Annotated in this window: 28 protein-coding genes, 3 tRNA genes and 3 pseudogenes; 23 read left to right on the forward strand and 11 right to left on the reverse strand. The window is 51.7% G+C overall.

The features are described 5' to 3' along the window. The 7 genes from ACNAU7_RS08595 to ACNAU7_RS08625 all read left to right on the forward strand — a co-directional run. Nucleotides 1–412 (forward strand): DUF4376 domain-containing protein (locus ACNAU7_RS08595; protein ID WP_416301966.1); only part of this gene is annotated, 412 nt, incomplete at its 5' end. Next, complete coding sequence (locus tag ACNAU7_RS08600) at nt 409–882, forward strand: hypothetical protein (RefSeq protein ID WP_416301967.1); 474 nt, start codon at nt 409–411, stop codon at nt 880–882. The genes ACNAU7_RS08595 and ACNAU7_RS08600, both read left to right, overlap by 4 nt. Before the next feature lie 18 nt (nt 883–900). Continuing rightward, the gene (locus ACNAU7_RS08605) at nt 901–1,275 is read left to right on the forward strand and encodes a hypothetical protein (protein WP_304668677.1); all 375 of its coding nucleotides are present in this window, start codon (nt 901–903) and stop codon (nt 1,273–1,275) included. Between the two features lie 10 nt (nt 1,276–1,285). After that, nucleotides 1,286–1,543, forward strand: coding sequence for a hypothetical protein (locus ACNAU7_RS08610; RefSeq protein WP_416301968.1), 258 nt, complete (start codon nt 1,286–1,288; stop codon nt 1,541–1,543). 65 nt (nt 1,544–1,608) lie between these two features. Then, a complete protein-coding gene (locus ACNAU7_RS08615) occupies nt 1,609–2,148 on the forward strand; it encodes a TIGR02594 family protein (RefSeq protein ID WP_416301969.1) in 540 nt (179 codons plus the stop codon). Then, nucleotides 2,149–2,490, forward strand: a complete 342-nt coding sequence (locus tag ACNAU7_RS08620; RefSeq protein ID WP_416301970.1) for a hypothetical protein — start codon at nt 2,149–2,151, stop codon at nt 2,488–2,490. Further along, the gene (locus ACNAU7_RS08625) at nt 2,432–2,647 is read left to right on the forward strand and encodes a hypothetical protein (RefSeq protein ID WP_192882675.1); all 216 of its coding nucleotides are present in this window, start codon (nt 2,432–2,434) and stop codon (nt 2,645–2,647) included. The genes ACNAU7_RS08620 and ACNAU7_RS08625 overlap by 59 nt, the downstream gene beginning before the upstream one ends. A gap of 202 nt (nt 2,648–2,849) precedes the next feature. Here the strand turns inward: ACNAU7_RS08625 and ACNAU7_RS08630 are convergent, their stop codons facing one another. The 8 genes and pseudogenes from ACNAU7_RS08630 to ACNAU7_RS08665 form a co-directional block, all read right to left on the reverse strand. Next, nucleotides 2,850–3,329, reverse strand: a complete 480-nt coding sequence (locus ACNAU7_RS08630; protein ID WP_002241413.1) for a DUF4760 domain-containing protein — start codon at nt 3,327–3,329, stop codon at nt 2,850–2,852. 197 nt (nt 3,330–3,526) lie between these two features. Continuing rightward, a pseudogene (locus tag ACNAU7_RS08635) lies at nt 3,527–4,460 on the reverse strand (KilA-N domain-containing protein). A gap of 538 nt (nt 4,461–4,998) precedes the next feature. Beyond that, on the reverse strand, nt 4,999–5,169 hold the full coding sequence (locus ACNAU7_RS08640) for a hypothetical protein (protein WP_021439734.1): 171 nt from the start codon (nt 5,167–5,169) through the stop codon (nt 4,999–5,001). 344 nt (nt 5,170–5,513) lie between these two features. Beyond that, complete coding sequence (locus ACNAU7_RS08645) at nt 5,514–5,690, reverse strand: hypothetical protein (protein WP_167435370.1); 177 nt, start codon at nt 5,688–5,690, stop codon at nt 5,514–5,516. 39 nt (nt 5,691–5,729) lie between these two features. Further along, on the reverse strand, nt 5,730–6,941 hold the full coding sequence (locus ACNAU7_RS08650) for a tyrosine-type recombinase/integrase (RefSeq protein WP_416301971.1): 1,212 nt from the start codon (nt 6,939–6,941) through the stop codon (nt 5,730–5,732). Nucleotides 6,942–7,115: 174 nt separating this feature from the next. Next, nucleotides 7,116–7,206: transfer RNA gene (locus ACNAU7_RS08655), tRNA-Ser, on the reverse strand. A 38-nt stretch (nt 7,207–7,244) separates the two neighbouring features. Next, nucleotides 7,245–7,331: transfer RNA gene (locus ACNAU7_RS08660), tRNA-Leu, on the reverse strand. A gap of 32 nt (nt 7,332–7,363) precedes the next feature. After that, nucleotides 7,364–7,450, reverse strand: a tRNA-Leu gene (locus tag ACNAU7_RS08665). Nucleotides 7,451–7,538: 88 nt separating this feature from the next. Here ACNAU7_RS08665 and rnr point away from each other — a divergent pair. The 4 genes from rnr to ACNAU7_RS08685 all read left to right on the forward strand — a co-directional run bounded on the left by rnr (nt 7,539) and on the right by ACNAU7_RS08685 (nt 10,725). After that, a complete protein-coding gene (rnr, locus tag ACNAU7_RS08670) occupies nt 7,539–9,893 on the forward strand; it encodes a ribonuclease R (RefSeq protein WP_416302012.1) in 2,355 nt (784 codons plus the stop codon). A 21-nt stretch (nt 9,894–9,914) separates the two neighbouring features. Then, entirely contained in the window at nt 9,915–10,100 is a 186-nt protein-coding gene (locus tag ACNAU7_RS08675) for a hypothetical protein (protein ID WP_416301972.1), read from the forward strand. Between the two features lie 142 nt (nt 10,101–10,242). Next, the gene (locus ACNAU7_RS08680) at nt 10,243–10,524 is read left to right on the forward strand and encodes a hypothetical protein (RefSeq protein WP_416301973.1); all 282 of its coding nucleotides are present in this window, start codon (nt 10,243–10,245) and stop codon (nt 10,522–10,524) included. Nucleotides 10,525–10,536: 12 nt separating this feature from the next. Further along, on the forward strand, nt 10,537–10,725 hold the full coding sequence (locus ACNAU7_RS08685; RefSeq protein ID WP_416301974.1) for a hypothetical protein: 189 nt from the start codon (nt 10,537–10,539) through the stop codon (nt 10,723–10,725). 267 nt (nt 10,726–10,992) lie between these two features. Here ACNAU7_RS08685 and ACNAU7_RS08690 read toward each other — a convergent pair. Next, nucleotides 10,993–11,409: pseudogene (locus ACNAU7_RS08690) on the reverse strand (S24 family peptidase); the annotation flags it as partial. Between the two features lie 203 nt (nt 11,410–11,612). Further along, entirely contained in the window at nt 11,613–12,008 is a 396-nt protein-coding gene (locus tag ACNAU7_RS08695) for a helix-turn-helix domain-containing protein (RefSeq protein ID WP_070496323.1), read from the reverse strand. Nucleotides 12,009–12,115: 107 nt separating this feature from the next. Between ACNAU7_RS08695 and ACNAU7_RS08700 the strand changes: the two genes are divergently transcribed. Both ACNAU7_RS08700 and ACNAU7_RS08705 read left to right on the forward strand, forming a co-directional pair. Continuing rightward, nucleotides 12,116–12,292, forward strand: coding sequence for a DNA-binding protein (locus ACNAU7_RS08700; protein ID WP_416301975.1), 177 nt, complete (start codon nt 12,116–12,118; stop codon nt 12,290–12,292). 28 nt (nt 12,293–12,320) lie between these two features. Further along, nucleotides 12,321–14,273 carry a Mu transposase C-terminal domain-containing protein gene (locus ACNAU7_RS08705; protein WP_416301976.1) on the forward strand — a complete coding sequence of 651 codons (1,953 nt, stop codon included), beginning with the start codon at nt 12,321–12,323 and terminating at the stop codon, nt 14,271–14,273. Between the two features lie 66 nt (nt 14,274–14,339). Here the strand turns inward: ACNAU7_RS08705 and ACNAU7_RS08710 are convergent, their stop codons facing one another. Beyond that, nucleotides 14,340–14,597, reverse strand: coding sequence for a GntR family transcriptional regulator (locus tag ACNAU7_RS08710; RefSeq protein WP_304672758.1), 258 nt, complete (start codon nt 14,595–14,597; stop codon nt 14,340–14,342). Nucleotides 14,598–14,642: 45 nt separating this feature from the next. On the opposite strand from ACNAU7_RS08710, the gene ACNAU7_RS08715 reads away from it, so the two are divergent. The 10 genes and pseudogenes from ACNAU7_RS08715 (at nt 14,643) to ACNAU7_RS08760 (ending at nt 20,395) form a co-directional block, all read left to right on the forward strand. After that, entirely contained in the window at nt 14,643–15,557 is a 915-nt protein-coding gene (locus ACNAU7_RS08715) for an AAA family ATPase (protein WP_416301977.1), read from the forward strand. Nucleotides 15,558–15,646: 89 nt separating this feature from the next. Next, entirely contained in the window at nt 15,647–15,916 is a 270-nt protein-coding gene (locus ACNAU7_RS08720) for a hypothetical protein (RefSeq protein WP_416301978.1), read from the forward strand. 105 nt (nt 15,917–16,021) lie between these two features. Next, complete coding sequence (locus ACNAU7_RS08725) at nt 16,022–16,255, forward strand: hypothetical protein (protein WP_416302019.1); 234 nt, start codon at nt 16,022–16,024, stop codon at nt 16,253–16,255. 109 nt (nt 16,256–16,364) lie between these two features. Further along, nucleotides 16,365–16,880: pseudogene (locus ACNAU7_RS08730) on the forward strand (host-nuclease inhibitor Gam family protein); the annotation flags it as partial. A gap of 231 nt (nt 16,881–17,111) precedes the next feature. Further along, nucleotides 17,112–18,455 (forward strand): tyrosine-type recombinase/integrase, encoded by a 1,344-nt coding sequence (locus ACNAU7_RS08735; RefSeq protein ID WP_416301979.1) that lies wholly within the window; start codon nt 17,112–17,114, stop codon nt 18,453–18,455. 69 nt (nt 18,456–18,524) lie between these two features. Beyond that, the gene (locus ACNAU7_RS08740) at nt 18,525–18,728 is read left to right on the forward strand and encodes a hypothetical protein (RefSeq protein WP_021438033.1); all 204 of its coding nucleotides are present in this window, start codon (nt 18,525–18,527) and stop codon (nt 18,726–18,728) included. Between the two features lie 36 nt (nt 18,729–18,764). Next, nucleotides 18,765–19,046 carry a hypothetical protein gene (locus ACNAU7_RS08745; protein ID WP_002234829.1) on the forward strand — a complete coding sequence of 94 codons (282 nt, stop codon included), beginning with the start codon at nt 18,765–18,767 and terminating at the stop codon, nt 19,044–19,046. A gap of 11 nt (nt 19,047–19,057) precedes the next feature. Continuing rightward, nucleotides 19,058–19,270: a helix-turn-helix domain-containing protein gene (locus ACNAU7_RS08750; protein WP_002243493.1), complete on the forward strand. Its 213-nt coding sequence runs from the start codon at nt 19,058–19,060 to the stop codon at nt 19,268–19,270. A gap of 205 nt (nt 19,271–19,475) precedes the next feature. Next, complete coding sequence (locus ACNAU7_RS08755; RefSeq protein ID WP_416302013.1) at nt 19,476–20,072, forward strand: phage baseplate assembly protein V; 597 nt, start codon at nt 19,476–19,478, stop codon at nt 20,070–20,072. Continuing rightward, a complete protein-coding gene (locus ACNAU7_RS08760; RefSeq protein ID WP_416301980.1) occupies nt 20,069–20,395 on the forward strand; it encodes a GPW/gp25 family protein in 327 nt (108 codons plus the stop codon). Before ACNAU7_RS08755 ends, ACNAU7_RS08760 begins: the two co-directional genes overlap by 4 nt. The last annotated feature ends 19 nt before the right edge of the window (nt 20,396–20,414 follow it).

Below are 20,414 nucleotides of genomic sequence, written 5' to 3' on the forward strand. Positions count from 1 at the left end.
GGACGGCAAAAAATGGAAAATCGGCAAAGATGCCGCCGCGCGCAAAAAAGCCGCCGCCGTCGCCGCCGTATGGGAAAAAATCAAACAGAAACGCCACGAAAACCTCCGGGGCGGCGTATATGTAGAATCGGTTGATAAGTGGTTTCACAACACCGACGAAGCGCGGCAGCAATACACCTTTATGCGCACGCTCCCCCAACTGCCGCCCGATTTGATGTGGAAGACGATGGACGGCGGATTCGTCAATTTGACGCGCGCCCTCTTGGACGAATTAAGCCTCAAGCTGCTGGCCGACGAACAGCAGGACTTCGCCAACGCCGAACGCCACCGCGTTTTAATGGAACAGTCGGACGACCCCGAACATTACGACTATTCGGACGGCTGGACGGAAAACTATCGGGAGGAAGTATGACGCAAAAAACGCTGTACCTCGCCCTGTACAAGGGCAACCGTGAGGGTTGGGGCATTGCCTCGATTAAAGCCCGATTCGGCGACTGGATAACGCGCAAAATCACGCGCGGCATCTATTCCCATTGCGAAATCGCCGACCCGTGCGCAAACGGCGGCTACCTTTGCTATTCGTCCTCCATCCGCGACGGCGGCGTGCGCGTCAAAAAAATGGATTTGCCGTCTGAAAAGTGGGATTTGATACCGCTGCACGACGCAACGCCCGACGACCTCGACCGCGTTTGGCAGGCGGCACAGGGCAAGAAATACGACTGGACGGGCGCAATCGGCACGGTTTTGAAAATCCGCCAAAGTGAAAACAAATGGTTCTGCTCCGAGTTTTGCGCGGCGGTAATGGGCATCCCCGACGGCTGGCGGTTTTCGCCCAACGACCTCGCCGCCGTCGCGTCGGCAAAGAGCGCGGGCAAAATGTAATTTTTTACGGAGGAAACTATGCCGTTTGAGACATCTGCCGCCGCCGGCGGCTACTTGGTCAATATCGGTGTGATCGGCATCGCCGGTACGCTGTTCGGCCTGCCGCTGGACGCGCTGATATTGGGCGGCCTGACGGGTGCCGTGGTGCAGGGTTTGCGCCCCGCATCCACCCGTCGCGCGGGCTTTTTTTCCATTATGCTGTCTATGCTGTTGGCGGGGGCGCTTACCCCCCTGTTGATGGGCTGGGCGGCGAAACACATCGGTCTGTCGGACGGCGGCGAGGAACTGCTGCGCCCGCTGTTGCCCGTCGCCATCGGCGGCTGCTGGCCGTGGCTGATGCCGCTGCTGCGCGATTACGCGCTGTCGTGGGTCAAGAAGAAAACGGGGGGATGAATCTATGTTTATGAGCAGTATCAACATACTTGCATCGTTGGCGATTATCGCCCATTGCGGTTGCCGCCTGAGCGTGCAGCAATGGAAGATAAAGCAGCCCGAGTTATGGATACACGCCATGCTGCTGGCCGCATCCATCGGCGAAGCCGCATCCAACCTGTCGGGGCAGATACGCACCCCGCCCGATGTTCTTTTAAACGTAAGCATCGCAGCCTACTTTATGGCGCAGACATGGCGGCTGCGCCATCTGGACGCGAAAGATTGGTAATACTTTGAAAGGCTTGAGGTGTAAACCGAAAGTTTACAGCCCGTCTTTTACAGAAAGGATTAAAAATGACGGAATTACCGTGGATAGCCGAGGCAAGAAAACACATCGGCTTGAAAGAAATCGTCGGCGCGAAACACAATCCGACGATTGTGCAGTGGCTCAAAGAAATGGGCAGCTTTCCCGGCGCGGCAAAGTCTTGGTATTTTGAAGACGAAACGCCGTGGTGCGGGCTGTTTGTCGGACACTGTCTTGGCAAAGCGGGACGCGCGGTCATCAAAGACTGGTATCGCGCCAAAGCGTGGGCAACATCCGGGCTGACGAAACTCAAAGCACCTGCATACGGCTGCCTTGCCGTCAAATCGCGTCAGGGCGGCGGACACGTTTTCTTTGTCGTGGGCAGGGATGCGAAAGGCAGAATCTTGGGACTGGGCGGCAATCAGGGCAATACGGTTTCCATCGTGCCGTTCAACCCTGCGGACATTGACGGCTATTATTGGCCGTCAAAACTGATTGACGGAAAAGCCGTGCCGTCATTCCCCGCCGAAGAACGCTACCGTCTGACAGACGTTGCGGCAACGGCAAAACAGGGCGCAAGTGAGGCATAAATGCTCGGGTTTTTGCTGAAAAATTGGAAGCCGCTGCTTATTTTGTCCGCAATCGCGTTCTTCGCCGTTTCTTGGCGGCAGGACAGGGCGGCGCAATACCGGCGCGGATACGGTGCGGCGGTGCTGGAGGTTTCGGAACGTTTGAAAGCCGCCGCGCTCGAACACGCCGAACACGCCCGCAAATCGTCCGCCGCGTATCAGGCGCAAAAGGCGGCGCGTGAGGAAAAGGAAAGGGTGCGCTATGTGCAAACGCTTAAAATCATTGAAAATCCTGTTTACCGCAATGTCTGTCTCGATGCTGACGGCGTGCGCGAACTCAATGCCGCCATTGACGATGATTAAGCCGCCCGCCGATTTGGTGCAGCCCTGCCCGAAACTGCCGCACCTTGAGGGGAACGCGGGCGCGGACGTGCTGCCGTGGTCGCTGACGGTGGTCGGAATGTACAAGGACTGCAAGGCGCGGCACGGCGCGTTGGTACGGGCGTTGGGCGCGGATTGAATTGTCAACCGAAAGTTGACGGTTGCATCGGGGGAAGTGTCAAAATTTCCCCCGATTTTTTATATATCGGGCTCGGCGTGATAAATTTTTTCCGTTTTGTTTGCACAAAGGGGCAGCGGTTGCATTTTTTGCAACAACTGACGAACAGCAATGCCGTCTGAACTTCAGACGGCATTGTTTCGGCGGATGTTAAGCTGTTAAACTATTTGGTTTTCAGAGGCTTTTTCTTCCATTTCCGGGCTACGGCTTCAAATTCTTGAAAGGCCGTCGGTGCACTCCTGATACGGCGTATTTCAAAAATGAAGCTGCTTAGGTTGTCCCAGTCACGTAACAGCATGGAGTATTCGAAATCTTTATACATTTTCTCGTGCAGTGCTCCGCCCAATACGCCCGCACAGACAAATTCGCGCTGGTTTAAAACTGTCAGTATGGCTTCACGGTCTTTCTTCTTGTCCGGGGTATCTGATGTATAGGTGGCGAGTATGCATCCGTCTGTTTTTGCCAGCCCGTTTACTATGGTTATGGCTTCTTGAAGGGCGGCATTGTTACGTTCGGCCATAATCATGTCGATGGTGGCGCGCTTTTTGGCGTTTTCCGTATTCCTCATGATGCCGTAAGCGGCAACAAAAACGCCGATAACAGTCAATATCGGCGTTGCTATCTGTATTAGGTTGTCAGTCATTGCCGTCCCAGCCGTCTGAAAGGCGGAAATCACGGCTTTCCGAATAAATATGTCCCATTGTCATCCCCTTAAGCTGATGTTGAAAATAAATCCTTGCGTCGGAATATACGGCATTGCTTGACTATTTTCAAGATTCTGTATGCAGATAATCCTGAAAAGCCGTCTGAATTTCAGACGGCATTGTTGTTACCCGAGCGTCAAACCGCCGACAGGTTGCGGATTTCGGGCAGTATCGGGCGGATTTTTTCCGCGTGTTCCGCGTCGGCGTGTGCGCTTAAGGCTTCGAGGGCGTTTGCAGCGGCTTTGAGGCGGCTGCGCGTTTCCGCCCAGACCGGTCCACATCGTTACCGCCTGTTTGCAGCCGAGCTGCTTCAGCGGCGCAGAGATGTCTTTGCCCAATTCAATCATCCATGTGCCGTAATAAAGCATAGCGGCAATGTCGGCTAAAGAGTTGCCGCTGATGGGCAGGGCAGGTTGCGGCGCGGGTAACGGTTCGCGGTCGAGGACTTCGCCGTACAGCACGCCGTTTTCAACCGCCACGCGGCTCATCACGCTTAAAACTTCGGGGAACTGTTCGGCTGGTACTTCTTTGTAGCTGCATCCGAACTTGCTTTTGACGGCAGACCAAAGGGTGATGGCGATACGCGCCTGCGCTTCTTTGGGTGCGGATTTGGTCAGGGCGTTGTGCAGTTTTTTGACGGCTTCGATTTGTTCGCCGGTCAAACCGTTGGGAAGGGCGCGGGTGGGTTTGGGGGTAACTGTTTTTATGCCGTCTGAAATTTTGCCGTTAAGTAAAATTTCAATCTGCTCGTCGCACCAAACCGCGAATTTCGGATTAAGCCAACGGGCGAAATCTACGGCAAGTTTGGGATGCAGCCATGTACCTTGTGATTTTTTGTCGTTCCCGCCTTTTTTGATGATAACTAACTGATTTTCTGCCGTTGCGCGATTTCGCGTTTCGGGATTAAACAGCCTTTTGGTCAAAGCAGTAATATATTCCTGTGTGCGTTCGTTGCGGAGATAGTTGCCGACACGTTTGTCATATTGTTCGGCAATCGCAGTGGCGTTCAGATAGCCGTTTTCTTGGAAAGAAACAGAAAATTGGTTGAAAGAGAAAGTTTGGATAGACATGATTTACTCCTGTTTGAGAGATTTAAAACCGCGATTTCAAGCGCGGGCGCAGGGGTGTTGAAAACACGCAAACAGACGTGCCGCCAGCCTTACGGGTAGGCGCACCCCCACATAGGAGTAAATCGATTTGATACGTATAGACGTAAAAAATTCCACTCTATCGTGTTGGATATACGCTGTTTGTCAGGTGTTTTCAAGCACCGTGGGAAATATTATATAGAGTTATGGAAATGTGTCAAGAGAATTAGCCCAAACGGGCGACCGCGAGGTTCGTAAGCCTTCTACAAACAGGCTGTGCTTATTCCCTGTTGAACAGGTATTGTATTCGCAGCCCTCGCGGTCAAAAGTAAACTTCGGTTGTGCTATCGAAACAAACAACCAAACAAGGAAACTTTAGACATGAAAAAATCACATTGACGGAGTGATTGCCGTTGTAGAAGAGGTTACGACACCTCGTGAACCAAACTATACAAAAAAACCGCCTTCGTGTAAAGCGGCAACAAAAAACCGCCAAGTTTGCGGCTTGGCGGCGGTCGGGCTATTTTTGCATCTCTTCGCGGATTTTCTCTTTAACCCATTGGGAAAAGTTAACTTTATCTACAAAATCCAATAACTCTTGTTCGGTATCGCGGTTAAATGAAACGCCGCGATGCGCCCGCTTTTCCTTTTCGTATCTCTTTTTTGATTCGGCTATTTTGTCTTCTTCCATAGGTATGCTCCTTGATTTTTTATCGGATTGCGTTAAAATGGCAGCAGGTTTGAATTGGAAGGGGCGCGGTGATCTGCCACCCCTTTGTTTAAAAGCTATTTTCTAATTACATCCCCGAACAGTTTGCAATCAGAAAAATTATCAGCAATATAAACAGTTTCCAATTCATTTTGCTGCTCCTTTCCATTCAGACTTAACTTGCCCCGATTTGGTTGCCGCCTCTCGGGGCTAAGTGCTTTCTGAATGGTTGTATTATATTTCGTTGTTACGAAAAAAGTCAAGCCTTTCCTCCAATAAAATCAAAGAAAAATGCCGTCTGAAACCCTGTTCAGACGGCATTTATGTTACTTGAGCCGATTTTTAAACTCTTTTCGTATTTGTTCTTTAACCCATTGGGAAAAATCAACTTTATTTGCAAACTCAAGTAAATCTTTCTCGGCTTCGTTGTTAAAAGAGACATTTTTTATCGTCCGCTTGGCTGCCGCCCGTTTGCGGTATTCGGCCAGTTTTTCATCAACCATAGGTAATCCTTGATTTTTAAAAATTTCACACATCCGGCGTTACTCTTGTTGCGAATTGCCCATCATCGTTAAAATGACATTTCCCCATTTTTCTAATGCTTCTCCACGCTCTTTCAGCAGTTCGGAACGGTTGTAGGCGGTTTGCGTTTTTGTGCCAAGCGAGTGTGCAAGCAGTTTCTCGGCAACGTCGTTGTCGATGTTCAATTCTTCGCGCAAATACGTTCTGGCAAGGCTTCTCAAGCCGTGGGCGGTCGTTTTCAAGCCTGCACGCTGCATTGCCATACGCGGAGCTTCCTTGTTGATGTGGCTTCGGTAGTTGTAGCTTTCAAACAGATATACGCCGTTCACGTTCAGTTCCCGCGCCTGCTGCAATATCTGTTTCATAGCAGTGGATAGGGGGACGATATGCTCTCTGCGTTCTTTTTTCCGTTCCGCCGGTATAATCCACTGACCCGATTTCTCATCTATTTCGTCCCATCGTGCCAGTGCGGTTTCTTGTACGCGCGTCATAGTCAGCAGCAGCCAATAGATAGCAAGCCGTGTCGTCGGCGTGATTTTCAGGCGGTTGGTCGGATTGGCAAACCCGTTGCGCTGCTCTAAAAAATCTATCAGGAGTGGAAGCTCTGAAGGGGGTAGGGCTGCCATATGCCGGTTTTTTGGTTTTTCAAACACCTGTTTTCCGATTTGTAAAACAGGGTTGTACTCAATCAGCCCGCTGCCCACGGCATAGGAAAAGACCAGATTCAGGCTGTTTTTAGTTTTCCGCAAACTGTCGGCAATGCCCCGCCGCTCCATAATGCGCAAGCATTCGACAACATCTATCGTCTTGATTTGTCTTATATCGCGGTTTCCAATAACGGGGAAAATATACCGCTCAAAATTGCGCATAACTTGGACTGTATATTTTTCAGCCATATCCTTGCGCCATTTCTCGTGCCATTCACGGGCGATTTTCTCCAAGGTGTATGCCGTCCGTACTTTTACGCGTTTGATATTTTGCCCCAACGCGAGCTTCCGCTTCTGTTCGTCCCGCCATTCCCGCGCCTGCACGAGGCTGAATAGGGGATATGCGCCCAATGTCAGCGTTTGCGGTTTACCGTTTTCGCCGTTGAAAGAAAACCGCCACACTTTGGATCCATTAGGCTTAACCCATAACGCCAGCCCGCCGCCATCTGCCAGCTTGTACAGCCTGTCTTTGGGTTTGGCGTTTTTTACTTGGGCGGCAGTTAGTGGGGTTATTATTTTTGGCATTTTTGTGGTACGGGGGAAAGTGGTTAAAACGTACCATAAAACATACCATAAAAAAACGGTAACGGATAGTAATCAATGGTAACGTAAGGTAATGGGTTGTAGCTGATTTTATGCAATAAAATCAATGCGTAAGTAACAAAAAATCCCAAACTGTAAAAGTTTGGGATTTGTATCTGGCAGAGAGGAAGGGATTCGAACCCTCGATACGCTATTCACGTATACACGCTTTCCAGGCGTGCGACTTAAACCACTCATCCACCTCTCTAATGGCGGAAATTATCCCAATCGGGATAATTTATTATTTGGTGCCCAAGAGAAGACTCGAACTTCCACACCCGTGAGGATACCAGCACCTGAAGCTGGCGCGTCTACCAATTCCGCCACCTGGGCAATATAAATATCCAAATAAAGCAAAGTATGATTGGTGCCCAGGAGAAGACTCGAACTTCCACACCCGTGAGGATACTAGCACCTGAAGCTAGCGCGTCTACCAATTCCGCCACCTGGGCTTTGCTTTATTTACTGTTTTGCGGTACAGTGTCCTTCCGCAAAGAAGTCGCTATTATATAGGTCATAAAAAGAATGTCAACGGTCAAAATAAACAAAAATATTAAATATTTAAATTTACGGGAAAAAGATCCGTTTTTGGGTCGGGAGAAACAGCGTTATGAACATCCTTTGCCCAGTCGGGAATGGATAATTGAATTGTTGGAGCGCAAAGGTGTACCTTCAAAAATTGAATCGCTTGCACGCGAGCTTTCGATTACGGAAGACGAGTATGTCTTTTTTGAACGCCGTCTGAAAGCGATGGTGCGGGACGGTCAGGTTTTAATCAACCGCCGGGGCGCGGTTTGCGCGGCGGACAAATTGGATTTGGTCAAATGCCGCGTCGAGGCGCATAAGGACGGTTTCGGCTTCGCCGTACCGCTCATGCCGACGGGCGAAGGAGATTTCGTTTTATACGAACGCCAGATGCGTGGTGTCATGCACGGCGACATTGTTACCGTCCGCCCTGTCGGCATAGATCGCAGGGGGCGGTGCGAAGGGACGGTTCTGGATATTGTCGAACGCGCGCAAAGCAAAGTTGTCGGCCGTTTCTATATGGATAGGGGCGTGGCGATTTTGGAGCCGGAAGACAAGCGTCTGAACCAAAGCATCGTATTGGAACCGGACGGCGTGGCGCGTTTCAAACCTGAATCCGGTCAGGTCATCGTCGGCGAAATTGAGGTTTATCCTGAGCAAAACCGGCCGGCAGTGGCAAAAATCATCGAAGTTTTGGGCGATTATGCCGACAGCGGCATGGAGATTGAAATTGCCGTGCGCAAGCATCATTTGCCGCACCAATTCAGTGAAGCGTGTGCCAAAGCCGCGAAAAAAATTCCCGACCATGTACGCAAAAGCGATTTGAAAGGCCGCGTCGATTTGCGCGACCTGCCTTTGGTAACGATTGACGGCGAAACGGCTCGAGATTTTGACGATGCGGTGTTTGCCGAAAAAATCGGACGCAATTACCGTCTGGTCGTGGCGATTGCCGATGTCAGCCATTATGTCCGCCCCGATGACGCTATCGACACGGACGCTCAGGAACGCAGCACCAGTGTTTACTTCCCGCGCCGCGTGATTCCCATGTTGCCGGAAAACCTGTCCAACGGTATCTGCTCGCTCAATCCTAATGTCGAGCGTTTGTGTGTGGTGTGCGATATGGTTATCACTTACGCGGGCAATATCAAAGAATACCGCTTCTACCCCGCCGTGATGCGCTCTCATGCCCGCCTGACCTACAACCAAGTTTGGAAATGGCTTTCAGGCGGCATCGGGCATCCGTTCAAAACCCAAATCGACACCCTCTACAAACTCTTCAAAATCCTTCAGAAAAAACGCTTCAAACGCGGCGCGGTGGAGTTTGAAAGCGTCGAAACCCAAATGCTTTTCGACGACAACGGTAAAATCGAAAAAATCGTCCCCGTCGTCCGCAACGATGCCCACAAGCTGATTGAAGAATGTATGTTGGCAGCGAACGTCTGCGCGGCAGAGTTTTTGCTGAAAAACAAACATACGGCTTTGTTCCGCAACCATTTGGGTCCCACGCCCGAAAAACTCGCCACCCTGCGCGAGCAGCTCGGTCTGTTGGGGCTTCAACTTGGCGGCGGCGACAACCCGTCGCCGAAAGACTATGCCGTGCTTGCCGAACAGTTCAAAGGCAGACCTGATGCCGAATTGCTGCAAGTTATGATGCTGCGCTCCATGCAGCAGGCGGTTTACGAACCGCATTGCGACGGACACTTTGGTCTTGCCTACGAAGCATACGCCCACTTCACCTCGCCCATCCGCCGTTATCCCGACCTAACCGTACACCGCGCCATCAAAGCCGTGTTGAATCAGCAAACCTACACGCCAAACAAAAGCTGGCAGGCTTTAGGCGTGCATACCTCGTTCTGTGAGCGCCGTGCCGACGACGCCAGCCGCGACGTGGAAAACTGGCTGAAAACCTATTATATGCGCGATAAGGTCGGCGAAATATTTGAAGGCAAAATTTCCGGGGTGGCAAATTTTGGAATATTTGTCACTTTGGACGATATCCATATCGACGGTCTGGTGCATATCAGCGATTTGGGCGAAGATTATTTCAACTTCCGCCCCGAAATCATGGCAATCGAAGGTGAACGCAGTGGCATCCGTTTCAATATGGGCGACAGGGTTGCCATTAAAGTGGCCCGTGCCGATTTGGATACCGGAAAAGTTGACTTTGTCTTGATTGCGGGCGGCACGTCCGACAGAAAGCATTCCGGAAAAAACAAAATGCCCAATGCAGAACCCAAAAGAAAAAAAACCAAACCACCCAAGAAGAATACCCCGTCAAACAGCAAATTGGAAAAAGGAGGGAAAGGGCAGAAGGGGAAAAGTAAAAAATCCGTTTCCATCAAAATAAAGAAAGCCAAGAATAACCGCTAATCCGTATCGAGGAAGTTGCCGATGCGGTCGAACTTGACCTTTTCCCAATCCGATTTCACCATTCTGTTTACGCTTGTGCGCAATGCGGAACGCTATTTTGCCGACGATTCCAATACGTTGTTGATGAAAACCCGTCAGTTTGCCGAGCTGACGGCGAAAACCGTGGCGGCAAACTATGGACTGGCGAAGTTGGAAAACGGTTCGTAGTCGGATCTGCTCAAACAGTTGCACGTTATGGCATTGATTAAGATATGCTGCATCTTTTCCACGGCTTGCGTAAATCCGGCAATGCGGCAACGCACGTATTTAACGACGACCGTAAAGCGGAGGTAGAAAGTTTGATGGCGGCGTGGCAGATTGCATTGTGGTTTTGCCGCATTTTGCCGACGGGCAGGAAGATTTTGTGTCGGAAGCCTTTAATCCTGCCTATTTGCAGACACAAAATACGCTAGAAAATCCGCCGGTTTCCAACGGAGAAGAGCAACGCCTGTTGAAAGCGCAAGAAGCGGAATTGGCAAAATTGCACGCGGAATTGGCGGCGAAAAGCGAAAAAGAACAACAGGTACGCCGCGACCAATTGGACAAACATTTTGCCCACAGCCGCCAGATGCGGGATGTGGATGAAAAATAAACCCGCCTGCTGTTGATTGATGTCCAACTGCGCGAAGCCGGTTGGGAAGCGGATACGGAAAATCTGAACTACCAAAAAGGCACGTGTCCGGAAAAAGGGCGGAATCTGGCGATTGCCGAATATCCATGCGGCAAGGACAGGGCGGATTACGTGCTGTTTTGCGGTTTGATGCAGATTGCCACGGCGGATGAAACGCACTGAGAAAAATCTCGGCATTTTCTGAGAAAAAAAACTTTGGCAGTTTATTGCATTATTTGCAACTCCCTGTGGGGGACTGTTAGTTTTTGCACAAGGAACAAATAGAGTAAAAAAACGCTGAAATCTCGGAAAGACGTGGATTTCAGCGTTTTTTTGTATCCGGGAAAGTTACGCCAGCTTTTTCACAAAACCGCGCCGGAATGCGCGGTTTTTTGTTTGAAGTTGACGGGATTGGGAATTTTTTAAAACTATTTTAAGAGGGTTTTAAAATCAGTTTACGGTACGGCCGAACCATTCTACCCGGCCGATGATGGCTGTATCGGTGTTTTCGGCTGTGAGGTCGATTTCAAAAGGTTCGTAGAGAGGATTGGCGGATTTAACCAAGAGCCGGCCGGGCAGGCGTTGGATGTTTTTGACGAACAGGTCGTTTCCTATGCGTAGGACGTACAGGCCGTCGCGCGGCTCGGTTTCGGCGTGGTTGATTAGGATGTTGTCGCCGTGGTTCAGGATGCCTTCCATGCTGTCGCCTTTAACGGCGATTACAGAAAGCTTGTCTGTCTGCCGGGTAACGTAGTTTTCTATCCAGTATCTCCGGAAAGCCATGCAGAATAATGGTTTTTCATCATTCACTGCTTGTCCATGCCCTGCCGCCGCTTCAACGTTGTATCGCGGAATAAAGACGAATTTGCGCACCAACGGGGGGGCCGAGCATATAGATCTTCTTAATAACCATCTAAATAACCTGAAAATCTAGTTATTATATAAAAGTAATATAAAAATCAATAATATATAAATATAATATTAATTCAAAAGGAAAAGGTCTTAATAACTGAGAATTAAGGTTCAGTTATTAAGACCCCAGTTTTTTCTGTTGATTAGGGAGGGTTTCGTTACTCTAAGTCAGCAATAAATAGAGCGATGTCATTATCAGATGCCGGTTCTTTTTTATTTGGCTTCTTGTCTACCATTTCAGCAATTGTCAAAATTATTTCCTTACTTTTCTTAGTTGATTGACGATAGTCAACAATCAATTTTAGTTCATCTTCTTTTAAGCTTACGTCTTGAGGGTCGTCTGAAACCTCCCATCCAGTAAGCAGGTAATTCACATCTGCTCCATTTATTGCCAAGGCTAACCATATTTCACCACCAGGAAAACTTAGACCCTGTTCATATTTAATCCACATTCTAGGGGATACTCCACAGTCTTTTGCCATTTCAGTCTGGGTTTTATTCCATTTAATTCTCAAATCTTTCAATCTATTAGCTACTTCTGAACTTTTATTCATATATAAATCCTTGCAAATATGAACTAAAGTTCATATTATGTATATAACAAATCCGAGATTGGTTCTGTATTAGTTCAGCATTTTAACATAAAGAGAAAGGGCTATCTATGGCTATAACTATTGAAAAATTAAAGGAAAATTTTGAAAAGGACGGTAAGACGCTGGCAGCTTGTGCGCGTGAAAACGGCTATAAACCGCGAGAAGTTTATTTAGTTGTCGGCGGTCAGAATAAAGCTAAATACGGTAAGGGGTTTGAAATTGCTCGAAAACTGGGGTTGAAATGAGATGGAAACTATTGATACCAAAGGGTTGATGGTAGTTTTAAAAGTCTCGCAACCTGCCATACACAAAAGAGCCTTAAAAGAAAACTGGCCGTACATCGAAGAAGTTGGCAAAGCGCGTGGAGGCCGTCTGAAAAAATACTTAATCGCTTCCCTCCCTGCCGAAATCCGAGCAGCCATCATGAAACGGCAGTCGGACGAGCTGGCGGAGAAGATGCCGAAAACCCTGCCCCAAGTCAGACCGGGGACGGCGATGTCGGCTCAAGCACTGGCTGAAGCGGCTAAGCTGTTGAACGAGAAACAACGGTCGGTGGCGGATGCGCGCTGTGCGGTGGTGGCGGCGGTGTTGGGGATTAAATACCAATACGGTTGCTCTGCGAAGGCTGCGGTGGCTCAGTTTTTGGGCTTGCTGGCAGAAGGTAAATTGGACGCGGTCACGCTAGGGAATTTGGAAAAGGCCAATGACCGCAGCCGGTCGGCGAAGGTTGGCGAACGTACTTTAGACGGCTGGATATCTGCTTATTTGAAAGCGGAAAACGCGACGGAGCGGTTGGTTGCTTTGGCTCCGAAGACGACGAAGGCGGTCAAGCCGATTGAAAGTTACGGATGGTTGCCGATGTTTATGCAGTTTCACAACATCCCTTCGGCTCCGAAACTGGCACACAGCTACCGCCGATTTGTGCAGTGGGCAGAAGCGGAAAATATGCCGGTTAACGATGTGCCTAACTTGAGTATGGTGCGGCGCGTTTGGGAAAAACTCCCGCTGATTATGCAGGAGCGCGGCAGGAAAACGGGGGCGGCTTATAAATCGCTGCTGCCTTATGTGAAACGTGATTGGGGGGCTTTGAAGCCGAACGATGTTTGGATCGGCGACGGCCACAGCTTTAAGGCAAAGGTGGCGCACCCTGTACACGGCAGACCGTTTAAGCCTGAAGTGACGGTGATTATTGATGGTTGTACGCGGTTTGTGGTGGGTTTTTCGGTGTCGTTGGCTGAAAGTTGTGTGGCGGTTTCGGACGCTCTGCGTATCGGGGTCAAGCACTTTGGTTTGCCTATTATCTACTACTCGGATAACGGCGGCGGCCAAACCGGCAAGACGATAGACCATGAAATCACGGGTATTACGTCCCGATTGGGTATCCGCCATGAAACGGGTATCGCGGGCAACCCGCAAGGGCGCGGCATCATCGAACGATGGTGGAAAGACAATCTGATTGAGATGGCGCGGCAGTATGAGACGTTTGCAGGCGCGGGGATGGACAGCAGCACGAAGAACCTGATGTACCGCAAGATGGAAAGTGCTTTTAATGCTTTGGAAAAAGGCAAGGATTTGACGGAGGAACAACAGAAATATTTGAAAAAACTGCCAAGCTGGTCGCGTTTTATCGCGGATGTGGCCAAGTGTATCGACGAATACAACAACCGCCCGCACGGCGAGCTGCCCCGACATCCAGACGGCGGGCATTATACGCCGAAGGCTTATCGGGAAATGAGGCTGGAACAGGACGGTATCGCGCCGGATATGTTGTCGGCGCAAGAGCTGGCAACGATGTTTATGCCGCAGGAGGTGCGAAAGGTACAGCGCGGTTGGCTGGATTTGTTCAACAACTCTTATTTCTCAACCGGGCTGGCGGAGTATCACAAAGACGAGGTACGGGTCAGCTACGATTTGGACGATGCGTCGGCGGTCAATGTGTTTGATATGGACGGCAAGTTTATCACTAAGGCGCAGTCCAACGGCAATACCCGCGAGGCTTTCCCGACGGCTCGTATCGACCAACTGGCGGAAAACCGCCGAAAAGGCAAAATCAAGCGGGCGGAAAATGCAATCAAGCTCGCAAATGCGGAAGTCAATCCGGCACTGGAACAGGCGGCAGCTTGGGACGAGCTGAGACATTTGGGCGGAAACGTCATCGAGGCGGAGTATGCGGTATTGCCGAAAACGGGCACGGACGATTTTGTGCTATTTGAGGCGGATAGATAAAGGAAAACATGATGGACAAACAGCAAAATGCAGCGTTTTCGACCGAGCTTGTTGAAAAATTGAAACTCAAGCGAGCCCTTGGGCGGATTCAACGAGCTCAAGCAAAGATTCAAGGTGTTCCCGCTGAACGGAATCAGGCTCAAACGTTTTTGCCTGCGCTTGAAGGAAACTGCGAACCTGCTCAATCGAAGTCGGCTCTTGACGGGTAATCCGCTGGAGCAGCCAGGAAAGTACGAAAGAATCGGCAAGCGATCTGTCTTCCAAGTCTTGAACGGCGACTTCCAGCATGATCAGGCGTTTTTCTAAATCGGGAAACTCTTTCATTTCAGACGGCCTTTAAAGGTTGTTTAAAACTCAAGGATATTAAAAATGAAACAAATTAATCAAGCATTGCAACAAAAACTGGCTGAATTTAAAGCTAAATCGGGTATGAACCAAACCCAACTGGCACGCGGTATCGGTACTTCGCCGGCATCCATCAGTATGTATCTGAACGGCACTTATGCCGATAAAGGCGGCAATTATGAAACCATCGAGCCGAAAATCGAGGCGTTTTTGGAGATGCAGGACAGTAAGGCGCAACGTGAAGAGCTGGTGTTGGGATTTGTATCGACTAAGACGACACGCCGAATCGCGGAAGTGATGCGCGATGCGCACGAAGGCGGCGAAACGGTGGTGATCTACGGTCAGGCGGGTTTGGGCAAGACTCAGGCGGTCAAAAACTACTGCGAGAAAAACCCTGCGGCCATCTTGATTGAGGCTAATCCGAGCTTTACGGCTTTGGTCTTGATGCGCAAGTTGGCGACTGCGGCGAAGGTATCGGCGATGGGCAGCCTGAATGATTTGTTTGAGTCTGTATCTGACCGTCTGCGCGATTCGGGCCGTCTGATTGTGGTCGATGAAGCGGAAAACCTGCCCCTGCGCGCCCTTGAGATTATCCGCCGACTGCATGATGAAACGGGCTGCGGTTTGGTGTTGAGCGGTATGCCCCGACTGGTGGCCAACCTGCGCGGTAAGCATGGCGAGCTGGTACAGCTTTACAGCCGCGTGTCTGTTGCGCTGAATTTGGGCGAATTTTTGCCGGATGACGAACTCTTTGAGATTGCGAGAGCAGCTTTGCCTGATGCGGACGAAGAAACGCTCTTGGAACTGGTTAAACATAGCAACGGCAATACGCGCCGGATGAGCAAATTGATGCGCGGCGCGGTACGCACGGCGAACAAGAACGGTATCAAGATGCAGGCCGGTATCGTTAAGAAATACAGCTCCCTGATTATCCGATAGGCCGTCTGAAACGGTAAGTCTCTGACAGGGCTATATATTTTTTTACCCTATGATTTTAATAAGTTGTTGTTTTAAAAGGAAAACGCAAAATGCAAGTTTTGAAGAAAGTTGATTGGAAGATGTTTGTGGCACGCTCTTTTTGGCGGTGTGTGCCGGTTGGTTTGACGGTGGGCGTGTGGTGTTTTGTGGCGGGGATGGCGTTGCATTCCTGCGCGAAAGAACCCGAACCGGTTGCGAAAGAGCCGACGAAGGTTGAGGCGATGGAAAGACAGGCGGATTTGGAGGTCAAGGTATGGGAAGAGCAATACGAGTCAATGAGCGTCGAGAAAAAAATGAAGGGGATTGTTTATGAGCGATAAGCCAATTTTATTGAGCCCTGCGGCGAAAAAAGAGGCTTTGGAACGTGCGCTTAAGGAAATCCGTGCGAAATATGGCGATAAGGCGATTGTGAAAGGATGTGTGAAATGAGTTTCGGACGACGTAATACGGATTGGCAGGCTTGGGGACAACACCGCAGGCGTGCCACGGCGCGAATGGCGCAAAAAAGCCGGGAGCGTGAAATTGAGGAATATCAGGCGCAGTTTGAAGATAAGGACGGCGAAGGCTTTGTGATTGCAGCGCGTGCGCCAGACGGGATGTGGAAGACTGCCGAGGCGGGAACTTTGGCTCAGGCGATAACTTTATGGGAGGAAGCGTGATGTTTAAGTTTTTGAGAAACCGCGCAAAAGTTGAAGCACTTGCCAAGCGCGAACGCGAACAAGGCTTGAGCAAGCCGAAATGTTAAACCCAACCTGAAAGGAAAAGAAAATGGCTAAAACCCGAATCAAACAACCCGCTATCGAAGCAGCACAAGACAAAGCGGAAGTCACTGCGTTTATCCGTCAAATCGGCGACTTGCAGCGCGAAGTCAAACGCCTGGAAACCGAAGCCGGAGACAAAAAAGCGGCCATCGAAGAAGAATATGCCGCCCAAGCCGCGCCGATGTGTGCCGAAATCATGAGCCTGACCGAACGTGTGGCCGCATATTGCGAGGCACATAAGGACGAGCTGACGGAAAACGGTAAAACCAAAACCGTAGACTTTACTACCGGCCTGATTAAATGGCGCATCCGTCCGCCATCCGTCAAGGTAACGGGCGTGGCCGCCGTCTTGGCGTGGCTCTCGGAAAAATCCGCCTTTGCCGAGTTTGTCCGCACTAAAAAGGAAATCGACAAAGACGCCATCCTGAATCAAAAAGAGCGTTTTTCAGACGGCCAAGTTCCGGGAATTAAGATTGTGTCGGGGCTTGAGGATTTTGTAATTGAGCCGACGGAGCAGGAGCTGTTACTATGGAAAACGGCTTCTAAAAACGAACGCCCCCAACCCCTACCCACACCCACACACAAAACAAAATAAAAAACAGCGATATACAAAAACCCCTTTGCAAAGACAACCCCCACGCCTATACTGTCCCACACCGCAAGCAACACAAAAAAGCGGGTACAAATCAGGGTATAAAACACAAGCCCGACCACAGAAGCACCCCGACCAAACCCAAACCCAAAGGCAAACAAAATGGCGGCACACAACAAACTGACCCAAAAACAAATAGAAGCAGCCAAGGCAGACGGCAAACAAAGCAAGCTGACCGACGGCGGCGGCTTATATCTGCTGCTGCACCCCAACGGCAGCAAATACTGGCGGATGCGCTACCGGCACGGCGGGCGCGAGAAAACCCTAGCCTTGGGCGTATATCCCGCCGTCAGCCTCAAGCAGGCCCGCGAACTTGCCCGCGCCGCCCGGGCGCAGACCGCCGCCGGTATCGACCCCGTCGCCGAACGCCGCCGCACCCGTCCCGGCAGCGGGCGCAGCCTGCCCGAAATCGCCCGCGCGTGGTACGGCAGCCGTCAAGGGCAACGCGCCGACAACACACTGGAAGGCGACCGCCGTTCACTCGCCTACCTGACTGACTACTACAAAGACAACACCGACATCAACGACATCACCACCGCCGGCGTATCAAAATTTATCGAACACCTCAACCGCCGCAACATCCCCGCCCGCGCCCGGCGCACCGTCCAAATCCTCGCCCAAATATGGGACTATGCCGTCCGGCGCGGCATCATAACCGACGAGCGGCGCAACCCCGCAGCCACCGCCCGCCCACTGCTAAACACAAGCAAACCCAAACCCCAGCCCCACATCCGCCCCGACGAACTGACCGACTTTTACCACGCCCTCCAAACCGCCCACGACCTGCACCCGTACGCCCGCCCCCTGCTGCTGCTTGCCGCCCTGACCGTCCCCCGTCCGTCCGCACTGCTTTCCGCCCGCTGGCAAGACATCGACCTCACCGCTCGGTTATGGCACATCCCCGCCGCCGACATGAAGACCAAACACCCCTTTACCGTCCCACTGTCGGACTGGGCGGTAGAAATACTCCGAGAGCTGCACACACAGACCGGCGACAACATCCACCTTTTCCCAGGCATCCGCCCACGGCGCAAACCCGCCCCGCATCCCGACCACATCAGCATCAAATTCGCCCACAACGCCATCCGACGACTGGGCTATGACGGCAGCACCCCCGGCAAATCCAAACACACAATGCACGGATTCCGCCACCTCTTCACCAACATCAGCCTGACCGCCGGAAAAGACACACTCACAACAGACCTCGCCCTCGGCCACATCAGCCGCGCCGCCCTCCAACGCGCCGGCTTCTCAAGCCTGCACCACTACCTGACCGCCGACAGCTACCGCCTCCAAGAGCGGCGCGAACTCGCCGAATGGTACAGCCGCCGCCACCGCCAAGCATACGAAGCCGCCGCCAAAACCCCGCAAAACAAAAAACCGCCTGAAAAAAATTCAGACGGCATCCTGCCCAAAACACTTGCAATAAAACCTAAAAGGTATTAATATACATACATGGCAGACATCCTGCCATCCGACAAGCGGCGGCAACCGCCAAAAACGAAAGGAAATCCAATGAACATAATCGAACAAGAAACGAAACGCGCCGAGTTAAGAAAAATAGATGCCGAAATCGCCAAAATCATTGCCGACGCGCACAAAATCAACGCCGAATCCGTAAAAATAGCCCAAGAGTCCCGCTGGTATCCCATGATGGCGGCAACCGGTCTGGTTACCGCCATCGCCGCCGTGTTGGCACTGATATTCAAATTTGCCTGACCACAAGCCCCGCAAGGGGCTTTATCCCTCAACAAAATGAACAGAGCCGCACTATTCAACCGCTACCCGGAATGGATTATCGGGCAAGACGGCGCGAGCCGTTTCATTACCCATTGCCGCTATCCCCGCCTGATTGCCAAAATCCACAGGCAGACAGACGGCGAATGCCCGGGCGGGCATTACCGCCATTCCGAAAACGGCATCACCCTTTACGATTTTATTTTTTTCGACGGCAAACCGGCAGACGAAGCCCGATTTGCCGCCGTCCTTACCGAAACCTGCCGCAGGGCAGTCAAAAAAATATGCGAAACAAAATAAACCGCAACGACATGGAACTCGGCTACACGCCTTACAACCTCCGCACCCTGCGCAACCGCTGCAAACTGACACAGGCCGAGTTGGCGCAAATCGTCGGGGTGAAGCACTACATACAGGTAGGCCGCTGGGAAGCCGAACCCGATACCGAAACCCGTCGGGCCGATATGCCGCTGGAAAAATGGCGACAGTTCCTCGATTGGATAGAAAAAACAAACGCCGTCTGAAACCTTCAGAGTGCGAAGCCTGCCCGTAGGGTGCGGCATTTTTTACCCCCAAAAACCTAAAAACCACAACCAAGCCCCACACCGCTTGCCCCCGACCCGCCGCCGCCCCAAAATAACCTCGCTCTGTTGGAAGCCCGCCGGAAACGGCAAAAGCCGCCCCGTTCCGCCATTACGGGGCGGCTTCCCACATCAAGACGAGGCAGAAATGACCGACCGCCAAATAGACAACCTCATCAAACCCGCCACCATCGCCGACACCGACCCCGCGTCCAACCGCGTCCGCGCACAACACGGCGGCCTAACCACCGACTGGCTGCCCTATATCGTCCCCTTTGCAGGCGGCGTGTCAGTATGGCGCATCCCCAGTGTCGGCGAAGCCTGCACCATCTTATCCCCCGCCGGCGAACCCGAGAACGGCGTAGTTTTATGCGGCCAAGCCTCCGACCGATACCCCGCCCCGTCCGCCGACCCCGCCGAAACCGTCGTCCGATTTCCCGACGGCGCGCACATCCGCTACAACCACCAAACCGGCGCAATGGAATTAAAGGCCATCGAAAGGCTGACCATCGATACCCCCCAAACCACCATAACCGGCGACCTGACCGTCAACCAAACCACCATCGCCAAAGGGCTGTTAAGCTACCAAAACGGCATGGGCGGACAAGGCAGCACGAACATCAACGGCCCCATCAACCACAACGGCACACTGACCAACGCAGGGGCGGTTGTCAGCAACGGCATCAGCCTGTCCGACCACACCCACCCCGGCGACTCCGGCGGCACGACAGGAAAACCCCAATGACCGACGCAGAAAACGGACGCGGGCAAGACACCCCCGCCCACATCGCCCAATCCATCCGCAACATCCTCTTCACAAGGATAGGAACGCGCCTCATGCGCGAAGAATACGGCAGTTTTATTCCCGACTTAATCGATATGCCCGCCGGCCCCGCCGCCATCGCCCTCATCCACCAGGCCGCCGTTACCGCCCTCGCAAGATGGGAACCCCGCATAACCGTCCGCCGCATACAGGCAGACACCGCCGCCATCGCCGCCGGCAAAATCAAATTAAGCCTAGACGTAACCCTTGCCGACGGCAACGGACGAACCTACCGCATCGAATAATAAAAACAACAGGACAAAA

It is taken from the genome of Neisseria sp. LACPHL-SPEC-2024-00856 (assembly GCF_047915665.1).
In the GTDB taxonomy this organism is placed as follows: domain Bacteria; phylum Pseudomonadota; class Gammaproteobacteria; order Burkholderiales; family Neisseriaceae; genus Neisseria; species Neisseria polysaccharea.

Bases quoted from the DNA above. Each gene is read 5' to 3' on its own strand.
- ACNAU7_RS08600 (WP_416301967.1), top strand. From the start codon at position 409: ATGACGCAAAAAACGCTGTACCTCGCCCTGTACAAGGGCAACCGTGAG.
- ACNAU7_RS08605 (WP_304668677.1), top strand. From the start codon at position 901: ATGCCGTTTGAGACATCTGCCGCCGCCGGCGGCTACTTGGTCAATATC.
- ACNAU7_RS08610 (WP_416301968.1), top strand. From the start codon at position 1,286: ATGAGCAGTATCAACATACTTGCATCGTTGGCGATTATCGCCCATTGC.
- ACNAU7_RS08615 (WP_416301969.1), top strand. From the start codon at position 1,609: ATGACGGAATTACCGTGGATAGCCGAGGCAAGAAAACACATCGGCTTG.
- ACNAU7_RS08620 (WP_416301970.1), top strand. From the start codon at position 2,149: ATGCTCGGGTTTTTGCTGAAAAATTGGAAGCCGCTGCTTATTTTGTCC.
- ACNAU7_RS08625 (WP_192882675.1), top strand. From the start codon at position 2,432: ATGTCTGTCTCGATGCTGACGGCGTGCGCGAACTCAATGCCGCCATTG.
- ACNAU7_RS08630 (WP_002241413.1), bottom strand. From the start codon at position 3,329: ATGACTGACAACCTAATACAGATAGCAACGCCGATATTGACTGTTATC.
- ACNAU7_RS08640 (WP_021439734.1), bottom strand. From the start codon at position 5,169: ATGGAAGAAGACAAAATAGCCGAATCAAAAAAGAGATACGAAAAGGAA.
- ACNAU7_RS08645 (WP_167435370.1), bottom strand. From the start codon at position 5,690: ATGGTTGATGAAAAACTGGCCGAATACCGCAAACGGGCGGCAGCCAAG.
- ACNAU7_RS08650 (WP_416301971.1), bottom strand. From the start codon at position 6,941: ATGCCAAAAATAATAACCCCACTAACTGCCGCCCAAGTAAAAAACGCC.
- ACNAU7_RS08675 (WP_416301972.1), top strand. From the start codon at position 9,915: ATGCGGTCGAACTTGACCTTTTCCCAATCCGATTTCACCATTCTGTTT.
- ACNAU7_RS08695 (WP_070496323.1), bottom strand. From the start codon at position 12,008: ATGAATAAAAGTTCAGAAGTAGCTAATAGATTGAAAGATTTGAGAATT.
- ACNAU7_RS08700 (WP_416301975.1), top strand. From the start codon at position 12,116: ATGGCTATAACTATTGAAAAATTAAAGGAAAATTTTGAAAAGGACGGT.
- ACNAU7_RS08705 (WP_416301976.1), top strand. From the start codon at position 12,321: ATGGTAGTTTTAAAAGTCTCGCAACCTGCCATACACAAAAGAGCCTTA.
- ACNAU7_RS08710 (WP_304672758.1), bottom strand. From the start codon at position 14,597: ATGAAAGAGTTTCCCGATTTAGAAAAACGCCTGATCATGCTGGAAGTC.
- ACNAU7_RS08715 (WP_416301977.1), top strand. From the start codon at position 14,643: ATGAAACAAATTAATCAAGCATTGCAACAAAAACTGGCTGAATTTAAA.
- ACNAU7_RS08720 (WP_416301978.1), top strand. From the start codon at position 15,647: ATGCAAGTTTTGAAGAAAGTTGATTGGAAGATGTTTGTGGCACGCTCT.
- ACNAU7_RS08725 (WP_416302019.1), top strand. From the start codon at position 16,022: ATGAGTTTCGGACGACGTAATACGGATTGGCAGGCTTGGGGACAACAC.
- ACNAU7_RS08735 (WP_416301979.1), top strand. From the start codon at position 17,112: ATGGCGGCACACAACAAACTGACCCAAAAACAAATAGAAGCAGCCAAG.
- ACNAU7_RS08740 (WP_021438033.1), top strand. From the start codon at position 18,525: ATGAACATAATCGAACAAGAAACGAAACGCGCCGAGTTAAGAAAAATA.
- ACNAU7_RS08745 (WP_002234829.1), top strand. From the start codon at position 18,765: ATGAACAGAGCCGCACTATTCAACCGCTACCCGGAATGGATTATCGGG.
- ACNAU7_RS08750 (WP_002243493.1), top strand. From the start codon at position 19,058: ATGGAACTCGGCTACACGCCTTACAACCTCCGCACCCTGCGCAACCGC.
- ACNAU7_RS08755 (WP_416302013.1), top strand. From the start codon at position 19,476: ATGACCGACCGCCAAATAGACAACCTCATCAAACCCGCCACCATCGCC.
- ACNAU7_RS08760 (WP_416301980.1), top strand. From the start codon at position 20,069: ATGACCGACGCAGAAAACGGACGCGGGCAAGACACCCCCGCCCACATC.